This window comes from Kibdelosporangium philippinense (genome assembly GCF_021390435.2).
GTDB classification, from domain to species: Bacteria; Actinomycetota; Actinomycetes; order Mycobacteriales; family Pseudonocardiaceae; genus Kibdelosporangium; species Kibdelosporangium philippinense.
In genome coordinates, this window is sequence record NZ_JAJVCN010000002.1 from 1,491,526 (window position 1) to 1,518,375 (window position 26,850).

Below are 26,850 nucleotides of genomic sequence, written 5' to 3' on the forward strand. Positions count from 1 at the left end.
ACAGTTGCGTTGCCGGACGGTTACGCCACCTTTCAAGGCCCCTGACCTGCGTGACCAGGCCTGATACGCCACGTCCAGTAGATGAGACAGCACCGGACGCGTGCCTTGCGCAGGGATTTGTGGCGGTCATGGCAGGATCCTGCGGTGCGTTATTACGCTGATCTCCACGTGCACTCGAAGTACAGCCGGGCATGCAGCCGCGACTGCGACGTGCGCAACCTGGCGTGGTGGGCGCGGCGCAAGGGGATCACCGTGCTGGGCACCGGCGACTTCACCCATCCAGCCTGGGCGCAGGAGCTGCGCGAAACCCTCGTTCCCGCCGAGGACGGCCTGTTCAAGCTGCGTGACGACGTGGACGACGAGGTCCTGCGCAGGCTGCCCGCGAGCTGCCACAGCGAGGTCCGGTTCGTCCTCGAGGTCGAGATCTCCACGATCTACAAGCGTGATGACCGCACCCGCAAGGTGCACCACCTGTGTTACGTGCCGACGTTCGAGGCCGCCGACAAGTTCACCGCCGCACTGGGCAAAATCGGGAATCTCGGGTCGGACGGGCGGCCGATCCTCGGCCTGGACTCACGGGACCTGCTGGAGATCACCCTGGAGTCCGGCGAAGGCTCGTATCTGGTGCCTGCGCACGTCTGGACACCGTGGTTCGCCGTGCTTGGCTCGAAATCGGGCTTCGACGCTGTCGCGGACTGCTATGCCGACCTCGCCGACCACATCTTCGCCGTCGAGACCGGGTTGTCCAGCGACCCGTCGATGAACTGGCGGGTGTCCGGGCTAGACCGCTACCGCCTGGTCAGCAACTCCGACGCGCACTCGCCGCCGATCCTCGGCCGCAACGCCACTGTGTTCGACACCGAGCTGGACTACTTCGCGCTACGCGACGCATTGCGTGACGGCACAGGCTATGTCGGCACCGTCGACATGTTTCCCGAAGAGGGCAAGTACTTCCTCGACGGGCACCGCAAGTGCGATGTACGGATGGAACCGAGCGACACCAAGAAGCTCGGCGGTGTCTGCCCAACGTGCTCTAAGCCGCTCACAGTCGGTGTGCTGCACCGGATCGCCGAGCTTGCCGACCGGGATCCGGGTCAGCGCCCGGCGAACGCGGGTGAGTGCTGGAGCATCGTGCCGCTGCCGGAGATCATGGGGGAGATCCTCAAGGTCGGCCCGAAGAGCAAGGCCGTCACCAATGCCGTGACCGATCTGGTGAACGCGCACGGCCCGGAACTTCCGTTGCTGATGGAGTCTCCGCTCGAGGAGATCAAGCATCCCCTTGTCCGCGAGGCGATCGACCGGCTGCGCAGCGGCCAGGTCCGGTGCGATCCCGGATTCGATGGCGAGTACGGCACCATCAAGGTGTTCGCGCCCGGCGAGCTGGACGCGCCGACCGACCAGTCGCCTGGACTGTTCGACGTGCCGAGCGTCGAGGAGATCGTGGTGTCCCGGCGGGCCATGAAGCCCATTGTGGACATTCCGAAGCCCACGACGCCGTTGATGATCACCCCGCCGACGTCGTCGTTGCTGGACGGCCTCGACCCGGATCAGCGGGCGGCAGCGTCTGTTGTGGACGGTCAGCTGCTGATCGTGGCCGGACCGGGGACCGGCAAGACCCGGACGTTGACCCATCGGATCGCGAATCTTGTTCTGTCGCACGATGTTTCACCAACGACCGTACTGGCGATCACGTTCACCCGTCGTGCGGCCGAGGAGATGCGGGAACGGCTGGCCGCGCTGATCCCGGCGGCCGCTGAGCTGACCGTGGCTACGTTCCACCAGTTCGGCCTGATGATCCTGCGGGAACAGCACGCCGTGCTCGGGCTCGCGCCGGACTTCGGCGTCGCCGACGAGGCAACGCGGATCGCTGTGCTGCGTGAGATCGTCGGTGAGGAGCCGCGACGCGCGCTGCAGGAGATCTCCCGTGCCAAACGAACGCTTGCTGCGGAGTTGGCCGCGGCGGCCGCCGGTGAGCTGCCGATCGGCGACGAGATCGACGGCGACCTGATCGGATTGGTCGAGCGGTACGACAAAGCCTTGCACAGCAAGGACTTGGTCGACTTCGACGACCTGCTTACGATGCCCGTGACGCTGCTGTCGCGGCAGATCGACCTGGTCGAGTACTACCGCTCGCGGTTCAAATACATCTGTGTCGACGAGTATCAGGACGTCGACGAGCTGCAGTACCGGCTGCTGCAGGAGCTGACCCCGTCGAACGGCAATCTGTGCGCGATCGGTGACCCCGACCAGGCCATCTACTCGTTCCGTGGTGCTGATGTCGGCTTCTTCCTGCGGTTTCAGCGTGACTTCCCGGCCGCGCGGACCGTGCAGCTGACGCGTAACTACCGGTCGAGTCCGGTGATCGTGGCCGGCGCGCTCGCCGCGGTCAAACCGACCACTTTGGTCCCCGATCGGGAATTGCAAGCCATGCGCACGGCGCCTGGCGACCGTTCATTGATCGGCATTTATCCCGCCGCGTCCGATGAGTCCGAAGCGGAGTTTGTGGTCCAGACCATTGAGGAATTGTTGGGCGGTTCGTCATTTCACGCCCACGATTCCGGCAGGGTCGCCAGTGACGGTGTCGAAGGTGGACTGTCCTTTGACGACATCGCGGTGCTCTATCGGACAGACGCGCAAGCCAAACCGGTGATGGAGGTGCTCGCGCGGGAGGGTCTGCCGTTCCAGAAGCGCTCCCACTCCCAGCTGGCGGGGCATCCCGGTGTCCGGGAACTCATCGACAACTTCATTGTGGACAGTCCTAACACGCCAGTGCTGCTCAAGCGGGCCGCTCAGCGCGTCCCAGAGTCGGTTGACGTGCAGGACGCGCTTGAGCTGCTGAACCCGTTGGCCGCACGGCTGGATCCGGCTTGCTTCCTCGCCGAGCTCACGCTGGGTGCCGAAGTGGACACTTGGGATCCACGCGCCAACCGGATCTCACTGCTGACCTTGCACGCGTCCAAAGGCCTTGAGTTCCCGGTTGTCTTCATCGTCGGCTGCGCGGACGGCCTGCTGCCGATGCGCTGGGCCGAGGAGACCGACGAGGAACGACGGCTGTTCTTCGTCGGGGTCAGCCGTGCGCAGAAGCACCTCTACCTGAGCCACCGTGGCGAACCTTCGCCGTTCCTGGCCGCCCTCGGACCCCAGATCGCGGAGAAAATGGCAGGTAGGACGGCTAAGCGGAGCCGTCAACTGAGACTCCTATAGGTTCTAACGCATGAGCGAACCGGCACTTCAGCAAGTCGCGACGGGCGTCTACGCATGGACTCAGCCCGACGGCTCCTGGTGGCTCAACAACGCAGGAGCCGTGCACGACGGCTCTTCCGTGGTTCTGGTCGACACGTGTGCGACCCGCCGCCGGACAACCTTGTTCCTTGACGCGGTCGCCGCAGCGACCAACGGCGCCACCATCGACCTGGCGGTCAACACGCACCTGCACGGCGACCACACGTACGGCAACGCCCTGCTGCCGGACGCGACGGTCATCGTGGCCCAGACGCAGACCCGCAACGGCCTGCTCGCGGACTTCATCCTGAAGAACACGCCGCCGATCTGGTCCCCGAGCCCCAACTGGGAGATCTCGGACATCCGGGCGGCCACTGTGACCTTCGACTCGTCGATCACCCTGCATGCGGGCGATGTCGCGATCTCGCTCCAGCACCCCGGCTACGCCGCGCACACGCCCGGCGATGCCGTCGCGTGGGTGCCGTCCGCCGAGGTCCTGTTCACCGGAGACCTGGTCTTCAACAAGGTGACCCCGCTCGTGTTCATGGGCTCGCTGTCCGGCGCGCTGCGCTCACTGGACTGGTTGCGCACCTTCCCGGCAGCTCGTGTCGTGCCCGGCCACGGCCCGCTGATCGACGGCGCCGAGTTTGGCGAGGTCCTCGACACCCACGCGCGCTACTACAAAATGGTTCAGGCCACTGCGGCCGCCGGTCTCGACCGCGGCTGGACACCGCTGGAAGCCGCCAAGGACGTGGATCTCGGCGAGTTCGCCACGCTGCCGGACGCCGAGCGGATCGTGCTCAACCTGCACCGCGCGTACTCCGAAGCCACCAACACCGAGATGGACCTGGCTGCCTCGCTGGCGGACGCGGTCGCCTACAACGGCGGCCCTCTGCACTGCGCTCTCTAACTGGCCTCTCTGATCAGGTTCTGAGGCAGCCAGCCTCAGAACCTGATTAATTCGGCCGAGTGACACCCGATTGGGCGATATTGTGTCTCTCTGTGACAAAAGGGTGGACGACAGCGGTCAACTCCGAGGTGACACGCGCCGAGCTCGTAGCGTTGTATGGCGGGTCGAAGTACGGCGGTATCGAGCCCTCTACCAGTACACCTAATGTTCTTGTCTACTCCGACCCCACCGAAGCCAAGAAGCATGGCTACAGCTTCGACGGCTGGTCTGCGGCCGGAGACATCTACCTGTACACCGGAGAAGGCGCCGGCGACCAGCAGTTGACTGACGGCAATAAGTCCATCCTCAACCACGTCGAAGCCGGTCGGACGCTGCGGTTGTTCCGAACGACAGGGCGCAAGCTCAAGCCTGGCGGCAAGATCCACTACTACGTGGGTGAGTTCGCACTGGACACTGGGCAGCCCTTCATCCGCGGAGAGTGTCCGGACAAGACCGGAAAGATGCGCAGTGCCATTGTCTTTCGGCTGAAACCTGCTGACGCTGTTGCGCGTCGAGATGGGGATGAGGCGTCGACCGACGACATCTCGCCGGTTGCGGAGTGCGACGTTGTTCCTGTTGAGCAGGCAAACGCTGAGGAGTTCGCCATCTCGGGTCGTAAGGGCGGCAAGGGTAAGCGGCGCGAGACCGGCTTGAGCGGTCGTTACCAAGCTTGGTTGGAAGCGCAGCAGCATGACGTCAAGCGACTGCGCCTCCGTCCTCCGGGAGAGCTGCGTGCGCTCTACACCGACATCTACGATGTGACTGCTGAAGAGCTGTACGAGGCGAAAAGCACTGTCAACCGCAACGACATTCGGATGGCGGTCGGCCAACTCCTTGACTACCGCCGACACATTGACGTCAAGGTGCAGCAGATGACGGTTCTCCTGCCTGAGCGTCCGTCGAGCGACCTGGTGAACTACATCGCATCCTGCGGGATGAGCTGTGTCTATGCAGCAGGGAAGCGCCACTTTGATCGCGCTGCCTAACGGTGAGCTGCTCCTTTGTGGACGCCCGCATCCCCTTTGCCCGTATCACTGCCGGTTGAAACGTCGTCACGGAAGTCAAGATCCCGATATGGTCGAGGTGACGAAGAGGAGGGGTGGGTGCGGGTAGTTCTGATCGCGCTCGTGCTGGTGCTGGCTGGGTGCACGGCGCAGGCGCAGGATTCTGACAAGGTGCAGAAGTGCCAGGGGGCCAAGAACGTCATGGCGACGGGCCTGCCGGTTGACGAGTTCAAGCCGGATCCGGTGCCGCCATTGCCGGACACCGTGCAGGATCCGAGGGGCCAGCAGAAGGGCGAGTCGATCGAGGTCGCCGCGGTCATCGACGCCGACCCGCAGGTCGTCAAGGACGACATCGCCAAGGCGGTGAGCGCGCGTGGCTGGTCGGCGACTGGGGGCACCGGATCGATGATCAGCTACGCGAGCCCGAGCGGCCTCAAGGGTGACGTCAGGCTGGTGCTGTGCGACGACGATGACGACTTCGTCGTCTTCACGCAGCAAGGGAAGTGAACAGATCCACCGCTGAGTCGATGTCCAGGTCCAGGCCTCGGAAGTTCCACGCAGCCGCGCACAGCACGCGTGCGCCCGCGGCCAGCGTCGAGGACGGGCCTGGATACAGTTGGAGCCTGCCGTGGTTCACGGTGGCCACCCAGCCCTCGCATTCCCAGTAGCGGGCCTCGCAGTCGACAATCGGCTGACGCCTGAACAAATCCCGCAGGTCGGTGGCCACGAACGTCGGCCGCTGCTCTGGCGCTGTGAGCAGCAACGAACGCAGGTGCATCGTCTCGTTCAGCAGCAACACACTCGGCACCTGGATCGCCCGGGCGGCCGCCACGAAGTCCATGGACTGGCCGATCGCGAGCGGGTAGCGCGCGCTCGTGCGACGGATGGCCTCACGCAGCAACGCCGGGTACGACGGATACGCGGCGGGCGACAGTTCTGCTGCGCCAAGGACGAACTCGTCCTCTGACTGGGCTGGGACCAGGCCAGTCAACAGTCGTGCCGCCGCGTGCGACTGGGTCACGACCTGGGCTTGGTGGGCGTTGATGCCCAGGCCCGCCAGCAACGACGCCACCGCTGCTGCTGACTGGGAGGCGTCGTTGCTCAGGAAAGCTATGGGATTGAGATGATCAACCGTTTCGGTTGTGAAAGGGATCACCCCGACGTTCGCGTCTAGTAATCCTTCCAGTTCGAACAGAAATCCGTCGTACATGTCTGGAAGTGTTGGCATTGACTTATTCGACTTCTTTGCTGAACCGGGTCACTCTTCCCGACGTTACTCTGTCGGCCGAAGCATACAAGGGGTCGGTTGGGTGAATAACCTACTTTCGCATAGTGTGTTCGGCGCAGCCGAAGTAGTGAATTACGATCGCAAACGGCTTCGGACAAGGGGGTTGCGCCGATGCGGCTGGAGATCAGACACCTGCGCACGGTCCTTGCCGTCGCGGACGCGGGCAGTATCAGCCGCGCCGCGGCGATTCTGCAGGTCACGCAGCCTGGTCTGTCCTCGCAGCTGCAGCGGATCGAGCGCGAGGTCGGCGGCCACCTCTTCCGTCGAGGGCGTGACGGCATCGTGGTGACCGAACTCGGCCAGCACTTCATCGACGAGGCCCGTGAGCTGGTCGAACGCTTCGACCAGCTGGGTGCGGCCGGTGAGCAGTTCTCCGATCGCACGCACGACACCGTGATCAGGGTCGGCGGAATCGACAACCGGCACACTCCCGCGCTGGTCACGGTCATCCGCGAGGTGCTGCCCGACCCGGACGTGTCCAGTTGGATCTCCATCGAGGTCCGGCCGGTGATCGAGGCACTCGGATCCAACTCCGTCGATATAGCTGTGCTGCATGAGTTCCCCCGCTACCCGATCTACCTCGGCCCGGGCATCGAGCACCGCGTGCTGGTCACCGAGCCCTTCTTCATCGGCCTGCACGCCTGCCACCCGCTCGCCGATCAGGACGAGATCGTGCTGGCTGACCTGGCCAAAGCCGACTGGGTGCTGCCGCCGGACGACGAGGCCGGCGGCCTCGCGAGCTTCCGGATGGCCTGTGGGGCCGCCGGTTTCTCGCCGCAGGTACGCCACCGGGTGTCCAGTTCGGTCGCGGCCGGCCTGCTGATCGCTTCGGACGAGGCCATCGGCTGCTATTACCCCACGTCAGAGCCGCCTGAGGGGGTTGTTCTCCGACCGATCGCCGGTAATCCGCACTACCGAAGGCTCCTGGTGGCGTGGCGCGGTGACTCGCCGATCGCCCCGGTCGCCGGCCAGGTTTACGATCGCCTGCTTGCTGCATACCTCGACGTCATGCGGTCGCGTCCGGTCTACGCCACTTAGTGGCGTAACCGCGAGGGTGATCAGTCATAATCGTAGAGTTATGGCTCTTTGTTGGGTACCGGCTAATGGGTCAAGTGATATTATTTTAGTCACCTTGACCGGGGGTAAATCGAATGACCGGCGTTCTCGAGGCCAGAAACGGTGTGCCTGAATTGCGGGCAAGGGTGCGGCATCGAATAACGTTCGTCGAAGGCAGGCTTGGTTCCGGCAAGAGCTCCTTGCTCGCCGAAATGGCGCGGCAGGCGCAAGCGTCGGGATTCACGGTTCGGACAGCTGCCGCGTCGGCCGTGGAAACTGATCTTCCGTTCGGCGTTGTCGACCAGCTTTTTCCAGGCAAGCTCGACGGCTTCGACTTGGACGGGGATGTGCACGGAGTGCTCCGGCACGCCACGCAGTACCTGCGAGAGCTCGCCGTCCAGCATCCGGTGTTCCTCGCGGTGGACAACGTGGACAAGGCCGACGAGCAGTCCGTGCGGTGGCTGACGTTCATCCACCATCGCCTTGCCGATCTGTCGCTCAGCATGGTGCTCACGTCCGGTCCGGTGCGCTCAGGCTTGGTGAACGAGCTGGTCGGGCCGCTTGAGCGGATCCGTCTCGGCGGGCTTGAGCTCGCTGGCTGCGCCCGCATGATCGGGCAGGCGCCTGAGGAATACGTGGTCGCGTGCCGTGACGCCACCGGCGGAAACCCGTACCTGCTCAGGGAGTTGCTGGCCGCGCAGCAGCCGAAGACCTGTGCGGGCATCGAAGCGTCCGCGGGTGCGGTCGCGATCAGCCTCATCCCCAGGCTCGCGTGGTGCGGCGAAGACGTTCTCGCGATGGCCAAAGGCGTTGCCCTGCTTGACCAGATGTCGATCCCACTCGCCTCGGCGGTCGCGGGTCTCGGCCTGGAACGCGGCATGGCCGCGGCGGCCAAGCTCGCCGAACTCGGCTTCGTCGGTGAGGAACCGCTTGCGATCACCTACCCGATCGCGCGGAAAGCCTTGTTGCACAGCATGACCAGCCCGGAACGAGAGACAGCGCACGGCCGGGCCGCGCGATTCCTGCACAGCCGAGGGGAAAACGCTGGCGAGCACCTGATGGCCAGCGCACCGCTTGGCGAGGACTGGGCGATCGAGGCCTTGCGCGATGCCGCGCGCCGCGAGCAAAGCCCGGACCGGGCGGCGAGGTACCTGCGTCGCTTGTTGCGTGAGCCGTTGCAAGACAACGGTTTACGCGCCGAGGTCGTGGGTCAGCTCGGCTTGCTGGAAACACATCTCGACCCAGATGCCGCGTTCGAGTCGTTGACCAAAGCCAGTGAGCAGATCACCGATCCGGTCGTCGAAGCCAAACTGACGCTGACGCTGGCGTACGAGATCGCCGAACGTCAGGACCGCGGCCGAGCGGTCGCCGCACTGGACTCCGCGGCGACGGCCGTCACCGCCACCGACCCCGATCTGAGCCACTCGCTGGGGCTTACGCGGCTCGATTGATCCTCGAGGAGTCGTGCGTCGACGCCGACCTGCCGCCAAGGTTCGCGCGACTGTGCGCCGAACCGGCGATGTCAGCGAAGAACGAGCGCTTGCTCACGGCGCTGCTCGCGTTCCGTGACTGCCTGCGCGGCGAGGACCCGGAACGGTCGGCCTCGTTGGCCAAGGCCGTGTCGCCGAGCTTGGTCGAAGGCGCCGTCGGCGACATCATCGACCGCGCGTCCTTCACCCACATCGTGATCACGCTGATGATCGCCGACGAGCTGGAAACGGCGTTGAAGCTCTGCGACGACGCCTTCGCGGTGACCGCCAGCCGGGACGTGCCGGTCGCGCTGGCGCAGGTGCACTCCCTGCGTGCGCACCTCTACCTGCGACTTGGCCGCCTGGCCGAAGCCGAGGCGGACGGCCGGATGGCGATGGAGATCTTCGATCAGCTCAAGCTAGGCCGCCAGCGGGTGGTCACGCTCGCGCTCACCGCGCTCTGCTCGACCTGGGCGGAGATGGGGGATCCGGCGCGTGGGCTCGAACTGTTCACCAGCCACCGGCTGGACGGCCCGGTGCCTGATACCCGCCGGTTCGATCGGGTGCTTTACCACCGTGGCCTCGTCCGATCCCGGCTCGGTGATCACGGCGGAGCCCTGCTTGACCTGCTGGAATGTGGCAAGAGGTTGATCAAGCGCGGGGTCGTCAACCCGGGCGGCACGGCGTGGCGGTCGCACGTGGCCGAGGAGTACCTTGCGCTCGGGCGACCCACCGACGCCCTGCGTCTCGCCGAGGAAGAGGTCGCTTTGGCGCGGCGCTGGGGACGCCCGCGGGCGCTCGGCAACGCGCTGCGGGTGGCGGGCATTGCCGCTCAGGAACAGGGCGCTGAGCTGCTGGCGGAGTCCGTGAATGTGCTGACGGATTCCCCGGCGCGGCTGCAGTTGGCGCGTTCACTACTCGCGTGGGGTGCGTTCTTGCCGCCTGCGGACCGGCGGCCGGTGTACCGGCGTGCGCACGATCTGGCGAAGGCGTGTGGCGCGATCCCGCTCATGACCACAGCCGCGAACGAGTTGCGTGCCGCGGGGGGACGGCGGTCGCGGCAGGACTCGTGCAGCCTTACCGATCAGGAGATGTGCGTCGCGACGATGGCCGTCCGAGGCCAGACAAACCGGGAGATCGCCACCGAGCTGTATGTCACGCAGCGTGCTGTCGAGCAGCATCTGACGAAGGTGTACCGCAAGCTCGGGATCACCGGACGCGCGCAATTGGCTTGCGCGCTGCCGGGACACTTGCCAGGTGGAGAGCCGTAACGGACTTGGCTACGCGGTCGCCGCGTACGCGCTGTGGGGGCTGGTCCCGCTTTACTTCGCAGCGCTCAAACCCGCTGGGCCACTTGAGGTTCTGGTCCACCGTTGCGTGTGGACAGCCGTATTCGGCGTGGTCGTGCTGGCCGCGTTGCGACGATTACGCGGCCTGCGCACGGCATTCCAGCCCAAGCTTGTCCTTGCCGCGTTCGTCATCGCGATCAACTGGTTGGTCTACGTGTACGGCGTGCACACGGGCCAGCTCGTCGAAACGTCGCTTGGTTACTTTCTGAATCCGTTGCTGACCGTGATCCTCGGCGTGACGCTGCTGCGAGAGCGGTTGCGTGGGCTGCAACGGGTCGCGGTCGGCATCGGCGCGGCCGCGGGCGTGCTGCTCACTGTCGCCTATGGACGGTTGCCGTGGATCGCGATCACCCTCGCGGTCGCGTTCGGGACCTATGGCTTGATCAAGAAGTCCGTCACGGTGCCCGCGACGGAGGGTGTCACGGTCGAAACTCTGGTGCTCGCACCGGTCGCTTTGGTGTACACGCTGTTGTTCGCCGGTCCAGACGGCAACACTTTCGTGTCTGAATCGGTCTGGCACACCGTCTTGCTCGTGCTGGCTGGCCCGGTCACCGGGATTCCCCTGTTGCTGTACGCCGGTGCGGCGCAGCGGTTGCCGCTCACCATGATGGGCCTGCTGCAGTACATCACGCCGGTTTTACAGTTCGCCCTCGGTGTGACGGTCTTCGCCGAGGAGATGCCGCCGGTGCGGTTGCTCGGGTTCGGACTCGTCTGGCTGGCGCTCGCCGTACTGACGTTTGACGGCCTCAGACAGCGGCGAACCGCCGTCACGTTCGCCGGAACGGGCCAATAGGGATTTCTTCCACCGCAGGTCAGAGATGCTTTTTCGATCAGTTCGCCCAGCCAGCTATGCCTGTGCAGTCAATGGGTGGCAGTATGGACGTTGGCCGCGGGTCATCGCTGTGAGGACCCGGGCTGTATTTCAGGGAGATAGTGGTATGGCGCAAGGCACCGTTAAGTGGTTCAACGGCGAGAAGGGCTTCGGGTTCATCGAGCAGGACGGCGGGGGCGCCGACGTGTTCGTGCACTACTCGGAGATCCAGGGCAGCGGATTCCGGTCGTTGGACGAGGGCCAGCGTGTTGAGTTCGAGATCGGCCAGGGCCAGAAGGGCCCGCAGGCCCAGAGCGTGCGTGCGATCTGATCAGCACTGAGTAAGTCGCGTGGGGCCCGCACCCCTGACCGGGTGCGGGCCTTCCGCCGTTGTTAGGAGAGCTTCGCGGCCACTTCGGCCGCCTTCGGGTGACGCAGGTAGTCCAAAATGGCCTTCGCGGCCAGCCAGGACTCGGCCGCGCCGATCTGGTCCCGTTCGGCCTGTACGTCACCGAGATTGTTGAGGGACAAGGCCTCGAAGTACGAACTACCGAGTTCTCTGAACCCGGCGATAGCCTGCCGGTAGTGCTCGGCTGCCCGGCCGAGTGACCCGATCCGGTAGTGGATATAGCCAAGGCTGTCCAGCACGGCGGCCCGCATGTGCTTGTCCCGCAACTGGTCGGCGATCCGCAGTGCCTCCTCGCACAAGCCGAGCGCGGCCTGGTGATCGCCGAGGTGAGCGGTCGTCCAACCGAGACCGTTGAGGCTGCTCGCCTCACCGAGCCGGTGATCGTTCCACCGGAACAACGCGAGCGCTTGGCGATGATGTGCCATTGCCCGTTCGTAGTCGGTCTTTTCGTGATACGCCCACGCCAAATGCCGGTGCGCCAACGCTTCACCGGTGCGGTCACCGAGCTGTCCATACAGGTCGATCGCGTGTTCGGCGTGATGCTCGGTTTCGGCGTACTCACACATGTTGTGATGCGCCTGCGCCAGCAGCCGATGCGCGTCCGCCTGTGCGGTCGTGTTGTGAATCCGTTCGGCAGTCCGCAACGCGAGCCGCTGGGTGTTGGCCCAGTCTTGCCAGTGTCCGCGCAGCCGCAGGAAACCTGCGAGCACGCGGGGAAGTTGCCACGCGTGCCTGTCCCAGCCTTCGTCTGCGGCCAGTTGTACGCACGCCATCAGTGAATGATGTTCGTCGTCGAACCAGCGCAGCGTGTTCGAATAGTCGGTCAGCTCCTGCGGATAGGCGCCTTCGACCGGCGGATCGATGGCCAGCCCGGCGTGGTTGTTGTAGAGCTGCTTGTCGCCGGAAAGCGCGGTGTGCAGGTAGTAATCGAGGACGCGGCCGACGGCGTCCCGTGTGGACTCCTCTTTGGCCGCCTGTTCGGTCGCGTATTCCCTGAGCAGATCGTGGAACCCGAACCGGCCGGGCCGAATTTCCGTCAACAGATGCGCGCGCACGAGCTCGGTGAGGTCGCGTCTGGCCTGCCCAATCCCGGTTCCAGCAAGGGCGGCAGCGCAGTGGGTGCTGATGTCCGGACCGGGAAACACGCCAAGCAGCCGGAACATCCGTGCAGCGGTTGCCGAAAGCCGTTCGCACGACCACGAGAACACAGTCCTGAGATCAAGGGACTCGCCGAGATCCAGACCGTCCAATCGCGCCTCGGTCAACTCCGCGACCAGAGATTGCAGCGGTGTCTCGAACCCCGTGTTGACCCGTGAAGCCACAATGCTCAGTGCCAAGGGAAGTCCAGCGGACAACGTGGCGAGTTCAGTCGCGGCTTGTGGTTCAGCCGTGACAGCGTCTTCGCCAAGCCGCATCGCCAGCAGCTCGCGGCTTGTGCGCACATCGAACAGTTCGAGCGTGCGACGTTGTGCGCCTTCAAGGGCAACAAGCCGGTCCAAGCGATCCCGGCTCGTGATGACCACGGCACAGGCCGGACTTCCGGGGAGCAAGGACTGCACGTGGTCGCTGTCCCTGACATTGTCAAGGACGACAAGAACCTGTTTGTCCGCCAGCAAACTGCGGAACATCGCGGCCCGTTCGTCCTCCTCGGCCGGGATACCCTGCGGCGCGACACCCAAGTCCTGCAGGAAACCACGCAGCACACGACTGGTTTCCAAGGGCGGCTGGGCACCGAAACCCCGCATGGCCGCGTACAACTGACCGTCCGGGAACCGCTCCTGAATCCGGTGCGCCCAATGCAAAGCCAACGTCGACTTGCCAACACCGGCCGTACCGGAAAGGACGGCGATCGTCATCCGGTCGCTGTCGAGCATTTTGTCCAGAATCTCAATGTCTTGAGCACGGTCGACGATCCGTGGCGCGTGTGCCGGAAGCTGCCGTGGCGCAGGACGTTGCGTCGACCTGGGAATCAGCGGCGGGATGAGTTGCACCAACGTCGTACCGAGTTCCGCGTCACACCGCTTCGCAAGCTCGATGGACGCAGGACGCAAGCCGTTCTCGATCTTGCTGAGATAGCCGGTGTTGTAGTGGACCCGGGCCGACAATTCGCGCAGCGACCAGCCAGCGGCCTGCCTGGCCTGCCGAAGTCGCTCGCCAAACGCGGACACAGCCCCTCCTGTTGTCAACCACTCGTTGCCTGCTGACAAGGCAACAGTCAACTACTCGCGAGTCGGTAGTAGCTCGGTGATAGTTGAAAGCACAAGCGTGCCAACCGGCTAGGCCTACTGGCAACGGTAGTAGTACCCACGCCGGCAGCGCGCGCATGGCACGGCCCGGCCTCGCCTGACGGCTGCGAGGGGGCCGGCGGCATTGCGGTGTCCCCAGCACCAGCCGCCAACCGTGGGAGGGGCCTGGTCAGTTTCACCCCCAAGCTGATCATGTCCCTCCCCACCTTCCGATTGTCCCGGCAGTGTCCGGGAACCCTCCCAGACTATGCCTGCCGCGGATAGGGCACGCCCCGATCTCTAAGTACAGCTTGGTGTTTATGCTTTCCGAAGTGCTCAAGCTTGAGCACGGGCTCGCCTTCGCGTGGACACGCGCCAGGGCGGAACAATGCGAGATACCTCGCGGGTGCAAGCCCCGACTCTTTACGGCCCGGCGATACCGACAGGCCCGGCCCGTTGCTGGCTTCGCGGTCCAGCCGGGTTGGTTGGGGTGATCTTCCGCGTGTCCGCCCCACCGGCACGGCGAGTCAAACTGCTCGACTCGCCACCAGCCTGGTTGCTCGCCACCGTGCGCCGCTCGCGCGTTCAACACGCCATGCCGGAGCGGCAGACACGCGCGGGCACCCGTCGCTGACTCCCCGCCTGCTCGCTACCGCTCACGGCGATACGTCATTGTGCTACCGGGTGCACGCCACACATTCCAGGCCCAACCCTTCATCCCCTCAACCAAGATCGGCACACCACCCAACCCGCGACCACGGTAGGTATGCCGCCCAACCCTCGACCAAGGTCCGTGTGCCGCCCGACCTCTCGACCAAGGTCCGTGTGCCGCCCGACCTCTCGACCAAGGTCCGTGTGCCGCCCGACCTCTCGACCAAGGTCCGTGTGCCGCTCAACCCGCGACCAAGGTGGGTATGCCGCTCGACCCCGCATACAAAGGGGGTAAGCCGTTTGTCCCTTCATGCAAGGTGGGGTGGCCCTTCTTTGTACATGGCGTCGGGTTTGGTTTCTTTTGGGTTGTAGTTAGGTCCATTCGTGCCACACCTTGGGGTTTGTTGTGTGCTTCTCGGGCCAGCCGATCATGCGGTCTGGCTATGTTCGCTGGTCTGTTGCTTGTGGACTTTGGTTTGGTTGCTGCTCTTGGGTTTTGATAACCGTTGCAGCGGGTATGCGAATCCCGATTAGCGGCTGGACCCTTGTGCCACAACGAAAGACGATGTGGGCATGGGTTACCAGGAGATGGGCGTTTCGCTCATGCCGTACGCGTTGCGGTTGACCGGTTACGATCGGCATTGGGCTGAGGACGTTGTGCAGGAAACCCTGATCAGAGCGTGGCGCAACGCAAGCAGACTTGACCCGAGACCGAACCTGCTGCGTGCCTGGATGTGCACGGTCGCCCGTCGCGTCGTGATCGATGACAGGCGCAGCCGGCAGGCCAGGCCTTATGAGGTCGAAGAGGCGCACGAGGACTACGTCAGCGTTCCGGATCCCGCTGACCAAACGGTTTCCGCCATGGTCATTCACCGTGCGTTGGACAAGCTGCCTGAGGCGCAACGCCAGGTGATCCAGGAGACCTACCTGCGTGGCCGCACGGTCAACGAGGTCGCCGACATGCTGGGAGTTCCGCCGGGAACGGTGAAGTCCCGGATGTATCACGGAGTGCGGGCGCTGCGCCGCAGCCTCAGCGACCGGTCGATGTGAACAGGAAGCCGCGGACGCGGTGTACCCGGGCCTCGGTCAATGCGGCCGAGACCACACTGGAGTTACGGAACGCGTGCGCCACAGCGACCCACCAGGCGTACTCACTGTCCAAACCGGAGCCGTCCTGTGTCACTTCCGGACTCTGCACTCCTGAGCCTCTTCGCCGTGAGTGGTTGATCGCCGCTTTCAACTGCGCTGCTTCGACCGTCGCGTCCAGGTCCACTCCGGACAGTCCACGGATGCTGCCTATTCGTTCCGCCGCCGATCTCACGTCCGCGTCGAATCTGGGCGCCAGGGTCCAGCGCCATTCGCTCAGTTCCAGCAACTGTCTGCGCACTCTGTGATGCGGGCAGAAGCGCTTGCCCCGTGCCACGAAGACGACTTCCGGGTTGATGAATCGCAGCGATCGGTGCAGTGGGCGCAACAACACGAACACTTGCCAGCGTTCGAGCGCCAGTCCGAGCCTCGGCTTCAACCGTTCGATGCCGGGCAGGGCCGCTGCCATCGCGCCGGGGATGAATCCGAACGCCGACGCCGCGGATGCCGCGGGGGAGACCCAGTCAAGCGAGTGCCAGTCGAACCACGCTGCCATCAGCGCCACGTACTCGCCGAGCAGGTGCAGCATGGCGAACCCGACCGAGAGTTGCAGGCACCGCAACACCCTGCGCAGCCACGGGAACGCCGCGATCGCGGGATCCTTGGCGGCATGGCCGCAGCCACGGGTCGACGCGGCCGTCGCGATCGTGGTCGGGATCAGGTAGACGAGCACGAACGCCGAAACCGTTGGCTGGTGGGCGTACTTGCTGATGAAGTCCACCTCGTGGCTGCCGGGGAACGACGACACCGTGAACAGCACGACCATCACGGCAACGAGCGCGAAGAAAATCTTGCTGAACCGCCACACCAGTTCACACGCACGCGACAGCGGGTAACGCCAGTACGTCACCAGCGACAACGCTCCGCACGCGAAACCCGCTTCCATGCAGGCTTCCAGCAACGTCGAGAAGCTGTCGATGCCCACGAACCCGTCGAACCAGACCGCGAACGTCGGCGCCGACATGATCGCCGTTCCAACGGCATAAGCCAAAGTGATTGTCAATGCCCATGAGCGGGCGTGGCCGCCGTGGCGATAGAGTCGGAACGCCTTGTAGGACAAGGCAAGCCCGCCGACGATGGCACCGCCGATGAAGATGACGTCAAATGTAGACGTCATGGGCGGCCTCGTGGTCGGTGGAGAACGACGAGACGATTCGCCGCACGTGACCCGGCATACCCGGGTCGCCGAACGACCGGTGATCAGTGATGGCGTCGAGCAGCTCGTCCGCGAGCTCCTCGGCCGCCCGTTCTTCGCGATCGTTGAAAGCCGTACGGCCGGCCACGTACCGCGCCATGTCAGGCAGCAGGTTCGGCGCCAGCCGTCGCAGACTTTCCGATTTGGTCAGGGTGACCGGCTGATGGCCGAGCATCAGGTGGGCGAACTCGTGCAGCAGGATCTGCAGCCGGTGGTACCAGCGTGGCGAGTCCGCGCAGATCACCAGGTAGTTGCCGTTCTCGAGCAGCGCGGACACGCCGGTCAACCGGGCGTCCGGCAGTGGCGCGAACCGGACTTCCACGTGTTTGCCCAGCTGTTGGCCCATCAGCTCACACACACGCCTGGCGGCCTCCTGGTAGGTGGCCGTCGGCGCTAGTCGCAGCTCGTCGATGACGCGGTTGACCATTGCACGGCGGGTGCGTCTGTTCATCTCGACTCCTGGTCCCGCCGGATGAACCAGCCCTCGTACTTCCCGGGCTCGAGCGCATCCGCGATCGCCTGGATGGTAGCCCGCCGCGTCTGCTGGGACAGCTCCGGAACCTTGCCTGCCAGCCGGGTCACAAACTCGACCACGCCAAGCTCCCGAAGTTGCACCAGGTCAGCGCGTTCGCTGTCGACCCAGCGAGCCAGCCTGTCATCAAAGAAGTACGCAGGGGGGACGTCGAAGTGTTCAGCCAATCCCAAAATGTGTTTCAACCGGGGATTGTCGCTGACACCGTTGAGTAGTTCTCTGATGTAGCTCGCCGAGATCGACCCGAACCGGCCGTTCGAGCTGATGGCCGCGGCGACGTCCTCCGGTGACACCGTGCCGTGCGCGGTGTCGAACAGTGTTTTCAATGCCTCGTGCCGCCAGTGTGGCGACTCACCCTCGGCCAGTTCGCGGCGTCCGCCGACGAAGTAGGCAGGGTGCACGTCAAGCGCGCCCGCCAGGTCCTCGATGGCCTGACGGGTCGGATTGTCCTTTTGGCCCTTGCGCAACTGCGCGATGTACGCGTGACCGATGTCCCCGCCGCGATCCCTGATCGCGGCGGCCAGCTCCACGTTGCTCAGGCGCCTGCGCCTTGCTGGTGGATGGCGGCATAGGTCATCGAGGACCGCGGCGAACAGACCCTCCCCGACTCGGGTCATATCCCCCTCCTCACTCATTCGCGTCGACAATGTACTCGTTCGAAACACTGAGGCAAGGGTTGAACACTGTGCGTCGCACCCCTATGCTCCGGTCGGCGTATTTCTACTCCTGTTGGGGGTGATCCACCAGATCTTCCACGTGAGTTGAAGTCGTGGAGTAAGCGCCGCCAGCCAGACCAGGGTGCAGGTTCGAGCTGATAGAGAGGTTCCGGATATGCGCGCACGGCATAGAGCGACCCGGCAGCGGTCCCGTGCGATAGGTGGGCACCTTGATTCTCGGATGATCATGTTGACCGCGGCTGGAATCGCCACGGCGACCGTCGCCGCGACTGTCATGCACGGGTTCGCGGGCGCGGCCGAGACAAAAAACGAGACAAATTCAGATACCACGACGATCTTGGGGCACGGCCAGACCCCCGCTCCTGCCAGCACCGGAACCCCGCATCCGGCGCCTAGGCCAGCGGCAACCTGGTACTCGGAATGGTCCTTGAGTGGGTCAGGATCTGCCAGCGGGACGAAATGCGTACCGATGACGCTCCACCTGTGGTGCTGAGCAACCCTGTCCTCGGCCGCGACTAAGGAGCGGAGTTCTTGGAGATGAAGCAGCAACTAGGTGGGCGAACCAGCGCTCACGGCGGGGTGGACACCACCCCTCGCCGGTCAGGCAGGGCCGGCGCGCCGACTCGGCCGGACGAGTTCTGGGACGCCGCACCCATGCGCGCGGCGGCCACGGAACGACACTTCGGCCAGCTTCTTCGTGAATACCGGCGGGCCAGCAATGTCGGACAGGCGGAAGTCGCACAGTGGCTCGGGGTCAGCCAGGGGCAGATCAGCAGGATCGAGCGTGATCGAAGTCAGGTCCACGACCTCGACAAGCTCGAGCGCTGGGCCAAGGCACTGAAGATCCCGCAGCGACTGCTGTGGTTCCAGCTGTCCGGCGCCCGGCCGACCGAATTCGCCGGTGGCGAAGGCGGTTTCAACGCACTGCGCACGGTGAGCAGGTCCGACGACCAGGTCGGGCTCGGCATGCGGCAGTTGTTCCGGTGGCTTGGCAACGAGGCGACCGATGAACCCGAAGCGCCGACGGAGAACGTGTTCCGTGCGGCGGCGGAGTCGTACCTGCGCGGCGGCTGGTACGCATTCGACGAGGGTGAGATCGCACTCGGCAGCCAGCGGATGCGGATCGCGCTGAACCTCAGCAGACGATCAGGCGAACTGGCGTTGTCCGCGGAAATCCTTGCGGCACTGAGCTTCCAGTCGTTGTTCCACGGCACGCTCGAATCGGCCGTGCCGGTGATCCGGATGGCCGAGCAGGCCGCGGAGAAGACCGGATTGACCCTGCTGCGGGTGGAAGTCGCCTCGATGGCGGCCTCCTGCTACGCGATGATGGGCGACCGCGACACCTGTCTGCACGTGCTGCGCAAGGCGGAGAAATCGCTGGAGTCGATCAACTCGACTGACCCGACCGACCGGCTCTACCTGGCGTCCGGCTGTGCGTTGTCGTTCCGGTTCCTTGGCTGGCCAAGGGAAGCGGAAGGATTCGCGCGCACGGCGGTCAAACTCGCCGAGCGGTGGCCCGGACTTCGGGTCTGCACAAGGACGTTGCTCGCATCGGCACTGGCGGACCAGCGCAAGGTCGAGGAAGCGTGCGCGACGACATCGCAGGTAGTGCCAAGGGTGGCACCGATTCGTCCGGTTCGTGACCAGGTGTGCCTGACCTCAGTGGTGCGGCGGTTGTCGCGCTACGGCGACGACATCTCGGTCCGCACGCTCTACAGCCAGCTCGCCGGGGTCGGCGTCGCCGTCCCCCGGATCGGGTAAAGCGCGTGGTTTCGCCTCCAATGCGGCTGCCAGAAGGGCCTCTGGCAGCACATTGGAGGCAAACACAGACGCTGGCTCATCGGGTCAGCCCGCAGCGATCATCCGCTCGATCTCGGCGTCGAAGTCGAACCACTGGTCCTCGGCGCCAGGCACGACGACCTCGTACGTCATGTCAAGGAACTCGGCGAGATCCTCGGCGTGCGCCTCGAACCGGGCCTGTCCCTTCGGCGTCACGAACTCGATGCTGACCATTTCCTCGTTCTCGGGGTCCGGCCACATCCGCACGTCACCGTCGCCGGTACGCACGATCAGGCCGTCGGCCAGCAGGTCACGCGACAGGATCCACTGCACCGCCCGCGCGCCCTCCGGCTCGAACAGCGCGTACACCGCGAACGGGTCGCGGGTGTCGTAGCGCAGTTCGACATCGACGGGCACGGGGTGAGCGGACACCAGGTCGAAGGTGACCGTGGAGATGATCTCGGTGTGGTCGTTGCGCGTCATCGCTGCCTCCTCCAGCTTCAGGGCCTTGCGGCGATGAGACGCCTCCCCATGGCCTGTCTGACGGCCATATCCGGAATGATCACTCGAACGTGTCGGATAGTGGCCCCGGTCACCCGGTTTTCTGCCCTTTCGGGCTCGCGGCGAACGTCCGCCGGTAGTCCTTCGGCCCCACCCCGACAACCTTGTTGAAGTGATGGCGGAGCAGGGCCGCGCCACCGAAACCACACTGCTGTGCGATGTTCTCGATGCTCAGCGCGGTCTCTTCGAGCAGCCGCTGCGCGTGCATGACGCGCTGCGTGGACAGCCAGCGCAGCGGCGTCGTCCCGGTCTCGGCGACGAATCGGCGCGCGAACGTCCGCTCGGCCATCTGGGCTCGTTTAGCCAGGTCAGCGACGGTGTGTTCGACGTCGAGGTGCTCGAGCATCCACGTCAGCACCGGTTCGAGGCTGTCGCCGGTCTGCGGCATGGGCAGTTCGACGTACTGGCGCTGACCGCCGTCGCGCTGGGGCGGCACGACCATCCGGCGGGCGATCGCGGCCGCCGGTCCTGAGCCGAGTTCACGGCGGACCAGGTGCAGACACGCGTCGATTCCGGCGGCTGTGCCCGCACTTGTGATGATGTCGCCGTCGTCGACGAACAGGACGTCCGGGTCGAGTTTGGCGTCCGGGAAACGGTCGGCGAACTCGGCAGCGTGGCGCCAGTGAGTTGTGCACAATCTTCCGTTGAGCAATCCGGTCGCGCCCAACAAGAAGGCGCCGCTGCAGACCGTGAGAACGGTCGCGCCGCGCGCCGAGGCCTTACGGATGGCGTCGAGAACCGCCTCTGGGTACTCCGTCCGGATGTTGCAGGCGGGGATCGCGACCAGGTCCGCGTCCTCGGTGGCGCTCAGGTCGTGCTCCGGGATCAGTGATACGCCCATTGACGTCCGCAACGGGACATTCGCCTGCTCAGCGCATATGCGGAAGTCGAAGGGCGGCACGCCGTCATCGGTCCGGTCGACCCCGAAGACCTCGCAGAGCACGCCAAACTCGAAGGGCGCGAACTCGTCGACGAGCACCGCGGCCACGGTTTTGAGCATGACCCCAGCCTACTTGGCAGGATTTTGTCTAACAAGGTCGGTACTGCCACTGTTGGCGGGAACTTGCCTAAAGCATAATTTCTGCCATGACTGAGACAATCTTCCTCCTGATCCTCCTGGCGGCGCTGGTCTACGGGCTGCAGCGCAACCACGTCAAGCTGGCGAACAAGCAGCCAGTGGGCAACACGGACTTCGAGGTCCGTGACACAACCAGGACGCACCCCATCCTGTCGCCCTAAAAGACCCTCGTGAGTGGTTAGCAGCGTTAGAACACGTCTAACCACTCACGAGGTAACACGCCCGTCATCGCCAGGGCGGGGCTGCCGAAACTTGTCGTTCCTAAGTTTCCGGGATGGCACTCGATCAGGCAGTACCTACCCAGCAAAGCGGTGCAACGCGGGAAACGCTGGAGGACTACACCCTCCGGTTCGCGCCGCGCAGCTACCGGCGCTGGTCGCCGGCGGTTGTCGGGGCCTCCGCGCTCGGCGGGATGGCCTACATGGCCGACTTCTCCATCGGCGCGGGCATCGGCCTGACCCACGGAACGTCGAACGCGCTGCTGGCGATCCTGTTCGCCGCCGTGATCATCCTGGTCACCGGGTTCCCGCTGGCGTACTACGGCGCGCGCTACAACATCGACCTCGACCTGATCACGCGCGGCTCCGGGTTCGGCTACTACGGCTCTGTGGTGACGAGTGTCATCTTCGCCAGCTTCACGTTCATCTTCTTCGCCCTCGAAGGCTCGATCATGGCGCAGGGCCTGCGCTACGGGCTCGGCTTACCGCTGTGGCTCGGCTACCTGATCTCCACGCTGGTGATCATCCCGTTGGTGATCTACGGGATGAAGGCGCTCGCCAAGTTGCAGACCTGGACAAATCCACTGTGGCTTGTGCTGATCGTCGCGCCGATCGTGTACCTCGTGGTCGCGGATCCCGGCTCGGTTGACCGTTTTCTCTCCTACAAGTCCGGTGTGGACGTTGCCGCGGTGATGCTTGGCGCCGGCGTCTGCCTGTCGCTGATGGCGCAGATCGGTGAGCAGATCGACTACCTGCGGTTCATGCCGCCGAAGACCGAGGCGAACAAGCGCTCGTGGTGGATCTCGGTGATCATGGCGGGTCCCGGCTGGGTGTTCTTCGGCGCCGCGAAGCAGATCATCGGCGTGTTCCTCGCTGTGTACATTTTGGACGCTGTCGGCGCGGCAGCCGCGGTTGAACCGATTGAACAGTTCACCGGCGTGCTCAAGCAGATGATGCCGTTGTGGCTGGTCGTTCCGCTTGCGCTGCTGCTTGTCGTACTCAGCCAGGTCAAGATCAACGTGACCAACGCGTACTCGGGTTCATTGGCGTGGACCAACTCCGTCACCAGGGTCACCCGCCGGTATCCGGGGCGACTGGTGTTCGTTCTCGTCAACCTGGCGTTCGCGCTTGTGCTGATGGAAGCGGACATGTTCAGCTTCCTCAACAGCCTGCTGAGCTTCTACTCCAACTGCGCGATCGCGTGGGTGGTCACCGTCGCGACCGACATCATGGTGAACAAGTACTTGCTCGGGCTCTCGCCGAAGCACCCGGAGTTCCGGCGCGGCATGCTGTTCTCGGTCAACCCGGTTGGCCTGACGGCATTCCTGGGATCATCGGGGATCTCGATCGCGATCTACTTCGGCGCATTTGGTTCCGCCATACAACCATTCTCACCCGTTGCGGCAGTTGTTATCGCTCTTGTGGTCACTCCGCTCATGGCGATCGTGACGCGCGGTCGTTACTACTTGCGCCGAACGGATGACGGTATCGACGAGCCAATGGTTGACGCAGACGGAAATCCGAGCGGAAATCGTCACACCTGCCAGGTCTGCGAGCAGAGCTATGAGCGGCCGGATGTGCTGGCGAGCGCGCTCGGCGGCGTGATCTGCTCGCTTTGCCTGAGCACTGACCGCACCGGAAAGCACGTACTGCCAGCGCAAACGGCCTAGCCCACCGATCAGGCTAGTAAGCCCCCAGTCATCGTTTCTCGACGCCGGTACCGTTGAGAAAAACGACGACTTGGGGGTTTTGTCATGTCCAGGTTGACTGCTGACGTCCTCATCTGTGGTGCCGGGCCAGCTGGCCTTGTGCTGGGAAACATGTTGCGGGCAGACGGAATTCGGTGCCTGATCGTGGAGCGGCAGAGCCGCGCGCACGTCGAACAGCGTGCACGCGCGGGCTTCCTCGCCGAGAACAGCGTGCGGATCCTGACCGAGAACGGGCTCGCGGAAGGTCTGCACGCCAACGGGAAGCGGCACGACACGTGCGCTTTCCGCGGTGATCACGGCGAATTCGAGCTCAAGTACAGCGAGCTGGGCCGAGGCGAGGTGCACACGGTCTACCCGCAACAAGATCTTGTTCGCGACCTGATCGCGCAATTTATTGACCGTGGCGGTGAAATCCGTTTCGACACCACCGTCGTGAAGGTCGACCCGCACGACGCGGTGCTTGTGCTCGACGACGGCACGACGCTGTCGGGTCGTTTTGTTGCGGGGTGCGATGGGCAGCATGGCGTGTCGCGGCAAGCCGTTCCTGCCAAGGTTTTGCAACGAGATCACGGGGTCACGTGGCTCGCGTTGTTGGCCGAGGCGCCACCCAGCATGGCCGCGGTGACGTATGCGATTCACCCGAACGGGTTTGCCGGGCATATGGCGCGTACTCAGAAGATCACTAGGTACTACCTCCAGGTCCCCCAAGGGACGGACGCCACTACATGGTCGGATGAAAAGGTGTGGGCCGAGTTGCACACCCGCCTGCGTGCCCATCAGTATGGCTCGCTGAAGACAGGAATGATCATCGAACGCCGGGTTGTCGACATGACTTCCCATGTCCTGGAACCAATCCAGCACGGTTGCGTGTTCCTGGCCGGTGACTCGGCCAGCTTGATCAGTCCGTCCGCTGCCAAAGGCGCCAACCTGGCGCTGATGGCCGCGGAGGTCCTCGCGAAAGCATTGGCGCGTCAGATCAATTCGGGAGACTCCCAGCGGTTGACCCACTACTCGGCAGCGGTGCTGCCCCGGATCTGGCGTGCACAGGAGTTCTCCCACTGGATGATCAACCTTCTGCACAGCCCGGCCGGAGACGACGGCCACGCGCTGTTCATGCGGTCATTGCAGCGCGCTCGGCTGGAAAGCCTGCGTGACAACCGAGCGCACCAGGACTATTTCGCCGAGAACTACATCGGCATCTGATTCCCGTTGGGGTAGAAGTGTGTTTGCAACAGGTTGATCTTGACGTCCTGACGAGGACGAAGGACTTCATCGAGGCCAACGATACGGAGAGTGTGCTCGCGCTGTTCGGTGTGGACCCGGCGATAGCCGAGCACTGCACGTTCGACCACGGCGCGGTCCTGGTCTTCCCATCGTCCATTTCGGACATACCCGACGCCTTGCTCGCTGTGGGCTTGGTGGTCGGTCCGGCTGTGCCGAGCGTCGTCGTCCGTGGACGGTTGGCACGGCGCTACGGGATCAGCGGGCTGACTGTGCAGATTCTGCGCGCGCCCGTTGGGTCCCGTGAGATCGAGATCTTCGCGCTCGAAGGTGCTCCGGACGATGTGGTTGCCGCGGAACGCGAGCACGAGCATGAGTCTCATCTCGCCTTGGCTGTCACGGCGCCGGATCAGGTGGTCCTAACAGGACTGATGGCCGCTCTGGAGCAAGGCGGTCTTGTTCCCGATGGCGGCGGGTACAACGCGCATGTCGATTGCACTGTGCTGTACTTCCGTGGCGCGGGGCGTCGGCTTGAGCTGATCTCCGCCGGACATCACTCGGCGGTGTTGCGGGAGCATCTGCGCCGGGAGCCGGCACACCGCCTGCTTGAGCTGATGACTGGTGCCTGGCAGACCAAGGCGATCGCGGTCGCCGCCTCGATGGGGATCTTCGACCGTCTGGCCGACCGTATGTCCACTAGGGACATAGCCAAAGCGGTTGGCGCGGACCGCGACAGCCTTCAGCGGTTGCTGAGGTATCTGGCGAGCTTGGGTGTCGTGCGTTCGACTTGCTGCGGATACACGTTGACCCCGATGGGCGCGCTGCTCCGAACTGATGCCCGGTATTCGTTGCACCCGTTGGCCTTGCTCTACGGCGGCGCGTTCTACCTGTCTTTCGGTGCTTTGGAGAACTCGGTCCGTACGGGCCGTGAGTCGTTTGAATACGTTTTCGGTATGCCGCATTTCGACTACTTCGCGGCGAACCCGTCGCTCGGCTTCAACCGCGCGATGGCCGCGAGCGCATCGATTTTCGGCCAGGTCGCCGAGGTCTTCGACTTCTCATCGGCCGAACATGTAGTCGACGTGGCAGGTGGCAACGGCGAACTGCTCAAGCAGGTCCTGCACGGCGCACCACACCTGCGCGGAACATTGTTCGAGCGCCCGGACGTAGCCGCCTTGGCAGCGGAGAACCTCAGCGAATTCGCCGACCGATGTGCGGTCGTGGCAGGCGATTTCACCGGCGGCGTGCCAAGCGGCGGCGACGTCTACATGCTCTCGCGAATCCTGCACGACTGGGATGACCAACAATGCCAAGCGATCCTGAAGCGCTGCGCAGACTCGATGCCCCGTGACGCGCAATTGCTGATCGTCGAACGCCTCCTGCCCGAAGACGGCTCGCCGTCCCTCGCGCCCGCGTGGGACGTGCACATGTTGTGCAATGTTGGTGGCCGCGAGCGTACAGTCAGTCACTACCGAAACATGCTTGCCGAAGCTGGGTTCACGCTCACCGCAAGCCACGACCTGCCGTTGGACTTCTCACTGATCACCAGCAGGCCGCGGTAAGGAAGACTGTGGTCATGGAGTTCTTCTGCTACCACCGTGACCGGCCTGGATCGCTGCCGTTACGCGAGAAGCTGATTGAGGCCCACTGGTCCTACATGGACGGATACTCGTTGATCGCTCGTGGGCCGACCTTCGAAGGCGAGTTACTGACTGGCAGCATGCATATCGTGTCCGTGCCGGATGTGGCGGCGGCGCGGGCGTTCGCCTTCGACGAACCGAACTATCAGGCCGGTGCGTACCGAGATGTGTTACTTCGCCGGTGGCACAACACTTTGGGCCGAACAATGTGGGAGTTCCCCGGCGGCCGTGGTGGCGGATACCTGGTGATCGGCCTTGGTACCGGTGACGCGGCTGACCTTGAGTTGCCCGCGGACCAGGATCAGCTGATCGCTTACGGCCCACTGCTCTCGGACAACGAGGCCAATTGGCTCGGAACAGCGATGCTGGTCCGCGCCGCCGACCCGGCGGCAGCGCGCGGATTGCTGACTGTGGACCGTTATGCCTCCATCGAGGTACACGAATGGGAGTTCGGAGGCCGAAGGTAAGCCGCCACAGCACGCCCGCCACCGCACCAGGAATTCGCCGGGGGACCCCCTGATTTAACGCTAGCAGTGGGGTACGACAGTTTTAGGATCGGTGGGAACCGATCGGAGTCCAAGACACTCCAAGATCAAGCCATCGAGAGTCGCGGACGTCGAGGGGCCGTGCGCGACTCTCATGGCCAAGCACCCAGCCAACC

23 protein-coding genes are annotated in these 26,850 nt (G+C 64.4%); 16 read left to right on the top strand and 7 right to left on the bottom strand.

The window, feature by feature from the left end:
* Positions 1-144: 144 nt before the first annotated feature.
* From LWC34_RS25975 to LWC34_RS25990, 4 genes are all read left to right on the top strand, one after another.
* Positions 145-3,204 carry a UvrD-helicase domain-containing protein gene (locus LWC34_RS25975; RefSeq protein ID WP_233727761.1) on the top strand — a complete coding sequence of 1,020 codons (3,060 nt, stop codon included), beginning with the start codon at positions 145-147 and terminating at the stop codon, positions 3,202-3,204.
* A 10-nt stretch (positions 3,205-3,214) separates the two neighbouring features.
* Positions 3,215-4,132 (top strand): MBL fold metallo-hydrolase, encoded by a 918-nt coding sequence (locus LWC34_RS25980; protein WP_233727762.1) that lies wholly within the window; start codon positions 3,215-3,217, stop codon positions 4,130-4,132.
* A gap of 128 nt (positions 4,133-4,260) precedes the next feature.
* Positions 4,261-5,157 carry an SRA domain-containing endonuclease gene (locus LWC34_RS25985; protein ID WP_233727763.1) on the top strand — a complete coding sequence of 299 codons (897 nt, stop codon included), beginning with the start codon at positions 4,261-4,263 and terminating at the stop codon, positions 5,155-5,157.
* A 117-nt stretch (positions 5,158-5,274) separates the two neighbouring features.
* Positions 5,275-5,682 carry a hypothetical protein gene (locus tag LWC34_RS25990; protein ID WP_233727764.1) on the top strand — a complete coding sequence of 136 codons (408 nt, stop codon included), beginning with the start codon at positions 5,275-5,277 and terminating at the stop codon, positions 5,680-5,682.
* Here the strand turns inward: LWC34_RS25990 and LWC34_RS25995 are convergent.
* Positions 5,663-6,385 (bottom strand): hypothetical protein, encoded by a 723-nt coding sequence (locus LWC34_RS25995; protein ID WP_233727765.1) that lies wholly within the window; start codon positions 6,383-6,385, stop codon positions 5,663-5,665. The two genes, LWC34_RS25990 and LWC34_RS25995, sit on opposite strands and share 20 nt — an antisense overlap.
* Before the next feature lie 189 nt (positions 6,386-6,574).
* Here LWC34_RS25995 and LWC34_RS26000 point away from each other — a divergent pair, with 189 nt between their 5' ends.
* The 5 genes from LWC34_RS26000 (at position 6,575) to LWC34_RS26020 (ending at position 11,479) form a co-directional block, all read left to right on the top strand.
* Positions 6,575-7,501: a LysR family transcriptional regulator gene (locus LWC34_RS26000; RefSeq protein WP_233727766.1), complete on the top strand. Its 927-nt coding sequence runs from the start codon at positions 6,575-6,577 to the stop codon at positions 7,499-7,501.
* Between the two features lie 113 nt (positions 7,502-7,614).
* Positions 7,615-8,970 carry an AAA family ATPase gene (locus LWC34_RS26005; RefSeq protein ID WP_233727767.1) on the top strand — a complete coding sequence of 452 codons (1,356 nt, stop codon included), beginning with the start codon at positions 7,615-7,617 and terminating at the stop codon, positions 8,968-8,970.
* Positions 8,967-10,259, top strand: a complete 1,293-nt coding sequence (locus tag LWC34_RS26010; RefSeq protein WP_233727768.1) for a helix-turn-helix domain-containing protein — start codon at positions 8,967-8,969, stop codon at positions 10,257-10,259. Before LWC34_RS26005 ends, LWC34_RS26010 begins: the two co-directional genes overlap by 4 nt.
* The gene (rarD, locus tag LWC34_RS26015; protein ID WP_233727769.1) at positions 10,246-11,130 is read left to right on the top strand and encodes an EamA family transporter RarD; all 885 of its coding nucleotides are present in this window, start codon (positions 10,246-10,248) and stop codon (positions 11,128-11,130) included. Before LWC34_RS26010 ends, rarD begins: the two co-directional genes overlap by 14 nt.
* Positions 11,131-11,275: 145 nt before the next feature.
* On the top strand, positions 11,276-11,479 hold the full coding sequence (locus LWC34_RS26020; protein WP_033381005.1) for a cold-shock protein: 204 nt from the start codon (positions 11,276-11,278) through the stop codon (positions 11,477-11,479).
* Positions 11,480-11,541: 62 nt separating this feature from the next.
* Here the strand turns inward: LWC34_RS26020 and LWC34_RS26025 are convergent, their stop codons facing one another.
* Positions 11,542-13,725 (bottom strand): ATP-binding protein, encoded by a 2,184-nt coding sequence (locus LWC34_RS26025; protein ID WP_233727770.1) that lies wholly within the window; start codon positions 13,723-13,725, stop codon positions 11,542-11,544.
* A gap of 1,281 nt (positions 13,726-15,006) precedes the next feature.
* On the opposite strand from LWC34_RS26025, the gene LWC34_RS26030 reads away from it, so the two are divergent.
* Positions 15,007-15,483, top strand: coding sequence for a sigma-70 family RNA polymerase sigma factor (locus tag LWC34_RS26030; RefSeq protein WP_233727771.1), 477 nt, complete (start codon positions 15,007-15,009; stop codon positions 15,481-15,483).
* Here the strand turns inward: LWC34_RS26030 and LWC34_RS26035 are convergent.
* From LWC34_RS26035 to LWC34_RS26045, 3 genes are read right to left on the bottom strand one after another with little or no spacing between them, the layout of a single operon-like run.
* On the bottom strand, positions 15,464-16,696 hold the full coding sequence (locus tag LWC34_RS26035; RefSeq protein ID WP_233727772.1) for an MAB_1171c family putative transporter: 1,233 nt from the start codon (positions 16,694-16,696) through the stop codon (positions 15,464-15,466). The genes LWC34_RS26030 and LWC34_RS26035 overlap by 20 nt on opposite strands.
* Positions 16,680-17,225, bottom strand: coding sequence for an ImmA/IrrE family metallo-endopeptidase (locus LWC34_RS26040; RefSeq protein ID WP_233727773.1), 546 nt, complete (start codon positions 17,223-17,225; stop codon positions 16,680-16,682). The genes LWC34_RS26035 and LWC34_RS26040 overlap by 17 nt, the downstream gene beginning before the upstream one ends.
* Positions 17,222-17,923, bottom strand: a complete 702-nt coding sequence (locus LWC34_RS26045) for a hypothetical protein (RefSeq protein ID WP_233727774.1) — start codon at positions 17,921-17,923, stop codon at positions 17,222-17,224. The genes LWC34_RS26040 and LWC34_RS26045 overlap by 4 nt, the downstream gene beginning before the upstream one ends.
* A gap of 597 nt (positions 17,924-18,520) precedes the next feature.
* On the opposite strand from LWC34_RS26045, the gene LWC34_RS26050 reads away from it, so the two are divergent.
* Complete coding sequence (locus tag LWC34_RS26050) at positions 18,521-19,744, top strand: helix-turn-helix domain-containing protein (RefSeq protein WP_233727775.1); 1,224 nt, start codon at positions 18,521-18,523, stop codon at positions 19,742-19,744.
* 84 nt (positions 19,745-19,828) lie between these two features.
* On the opposite strand, the gene LWC34_RS26055 is transcribed toward LWC34_RS26050, so the two are convergent.
* Both LWC34_RS26055 and LWC34_RS26060 read right to left on the bottom strand, forming a co-directional pair.
* On the bottom strand, positions 19,829-20,245 hold the full coding sequence (locus tag LWC34_RS26055; RefSeq protein ID WP_233727776.1) for an SsgA family sporulation/cell division regulator: 417 nt from the start codon (positions 20,243-20,245) through the stop codon (positions 19,829-19,831).
* A 109-nt stretch (positions 20,246-20,354) separates the two neighbouring features.
* A complete protein-coding gene (locus LWC34_RS26060) occupies positions 20,355-21,323 on the bottom strand; it encodes a GlxA family transcriptional regulator (RefSeq protein ID WP_233727777.1) in 969 nt (322 codons plus the stop codon).
* Positions 21,324-21,409: 86 nt separating this feature from the next.
* Here LWC34_RS26060 and LWC34_RS26065 point away from each other — a divergent pair, with 86 nt between their 5' ends.
* From LWC34_RS26065 to LWC34_RS26085, 5 genes are all read left to right on the top strand, one after another.
* Entirely contained in the window at positions 21,410-21,562 is a 153-nt protein-coding gene (locus LWC34_RS26065; protein ID WP_233727778.1) for a hypothetical protein, read from the top strand.
* Positions 21,563-21,675: 113 nt separating this feature from the next.
* Positions 21,676-23,289, top strand: coding sequence for a purine-cytosine permease family protein (locus tag LWC34_RS26070; RefSeq protein ID WP_233727779.1), 1,614 nt, complete (start codon positions 21,676-21,678; stop codon positions 23,287-23,289).
* A gap of 84 nt (positions 23,290-23,373) precedes the next feature.
* On the top strand, positions 23,374-24,531 hold the full coding sequence (locus tag LWC34_RS26075; RefSeq protein ID WP_233727780.1) for a 4-hydroxybenzoate 3-monooxygenase: 1,158 nt from the start codon (positions 23,374-23,376) through the stop codon (positions 24,529-24,531).
* A gap of 23 nt (positions 24,532-24,554) precedes the next feature.
* Positions 24,555-26,111, top strand: a complete 1,557-nt coding sequence (locus tag LWC34_RS26080; protein ID WP_233727781.1) for a methyltransferase — start codon at positions 24,555-24,557, stop codon at positions 26,109-26,111.
* 14 nt (positions 26,112-26,125) lie between these two features.
* Positions 26,126-26,656 (top strand): YciI family protein, encoded by a 531-nt coding sequence (locus LWC34_RS26085; protein WP_233727782.1) that lies wholly within the window; start codon positions 26,126-26,128, stop codon positions 26,654-26,656.
* Positions 26,657-26,850 lie beyond the last annotated feature (194 nt).

Excerpts from the sequence above, each read along its gene's own strand:
- LWC34_RS26035 (WP_233727772.1), bottom strand. The coding sequence starts at position 16,696 with ATGACGTCTACATTTGACGTCATCTTCATCGGCGGTGCCATCGTCGGC.
- LWC34_RS26045 (WP_233727774.1), bottom strand. The coding sequence starts at position 17,923 with ATGACCCGAGTCGGGGAGGGTCTGTTCGCCGCGGTCCTCGATGACCTA.
- LWC34_RS26070 (WP_233727779.1), top strand. The coding sequence starts at position 21,676 with ATGGCACTCGATCAGGCAGTACCTACCCAGCAAAGCGGTGCAACGCGG.
- LWC34_RS26085 (WP_233727782.1), top strand. The coding sequence starts at position 26,126 with ATGGAGTTCTTCTGCTACCACCGTGACCGGCCTGGATCGCTGCCGTTA.
- LWC34_RS26030 (WP_233727771.1), top strand. The coding sequence starts at position 15,007 with ATGGGTTACCAGGAGATGGGCGTTTCGCTCATGCCGTACGCGTTGCGG.
- LWC34_RS26065 (WP_233727778.1), top strand. The coding sequence starts at position 21,410 with ATGACTGAGACAATCTTCCTCCTGATCCTCCTGGCGGCGCTGGTCTAC.
- LWC34_RS26050 (WP_233727775.1), top strand. The coding sequence starts at position 18,521 with ATGAAGCAGCAACTAGGTGGGCGAACCAGCGCTCACGGCGGGGTGGAC.
- LWC34_RS26060 (WP_233727777.1), bottom strand. The coding sequence starts at position 21,323 with ATGCTCAAAACCGTGGCCGCGGTGCTCGTCGACGAGTTCGCGCCCTTC.
- LWC34_RS25995 (WP_233727765.1), bottom strand. The coding sequence starts at position 6,385 with ATGTACGACGGATTTCTGTTCGAACTGGAAGGATTACTAGACGCGAAC.
- LWC34_RS26000 (WP_233727766.1), top strand. The coding sequence starts at position 6,575 with ATGCGGCTGGAGATCAGACACCTGCGCACGGTCCTTGCCGTCGCGGAC.
- LWC34_RS26075 (WP_233727780.1), top strand. The coding sequence starts at position 23,374 with ATGTCCAGGTTGACTGCTGACGTCCTCATCTGTGGTGCCGGGCCAGCT.
- LWC34_RS26040 (WP_233727773.1), bottom strand. The coding sequence starts at position 17,225 with ATGAACAGACGCACCCGCCGTGCAATGGTCAACCGCGTCATCGACGAG.
- LWC34_RS25980 (WP_233727762.1), top strand. The coding sequence starts at position 3,215 with ATGAGCGAACCGGCACTTCAGCAAGTCGCGACGGGCGTCTACGCATGG.
- LWC34_RS26005 (WP_233727767.1), top strand. The coding sequence starts at position 7,615 with ATGACCGGCGTTCTCGAGGCCAGAAACGGTGTGCCTGAATTGCGGGCA.
- LWC34_RS26020 (WP_033381005.1), top strand. The coding sequence starts at position 11,276 with ATGGCGCAAGGCACCGTTAAGTGGTTCAACGGCGAGAAGGGCTTCGGG.
- LWC34_RS26055 (WP_233727776.1), bottom strand. The coding sequence starts at position 20,245 with ATGACGCGCAACGACCACACCGAGATCATCTCCACGGTCACCTTCGAC.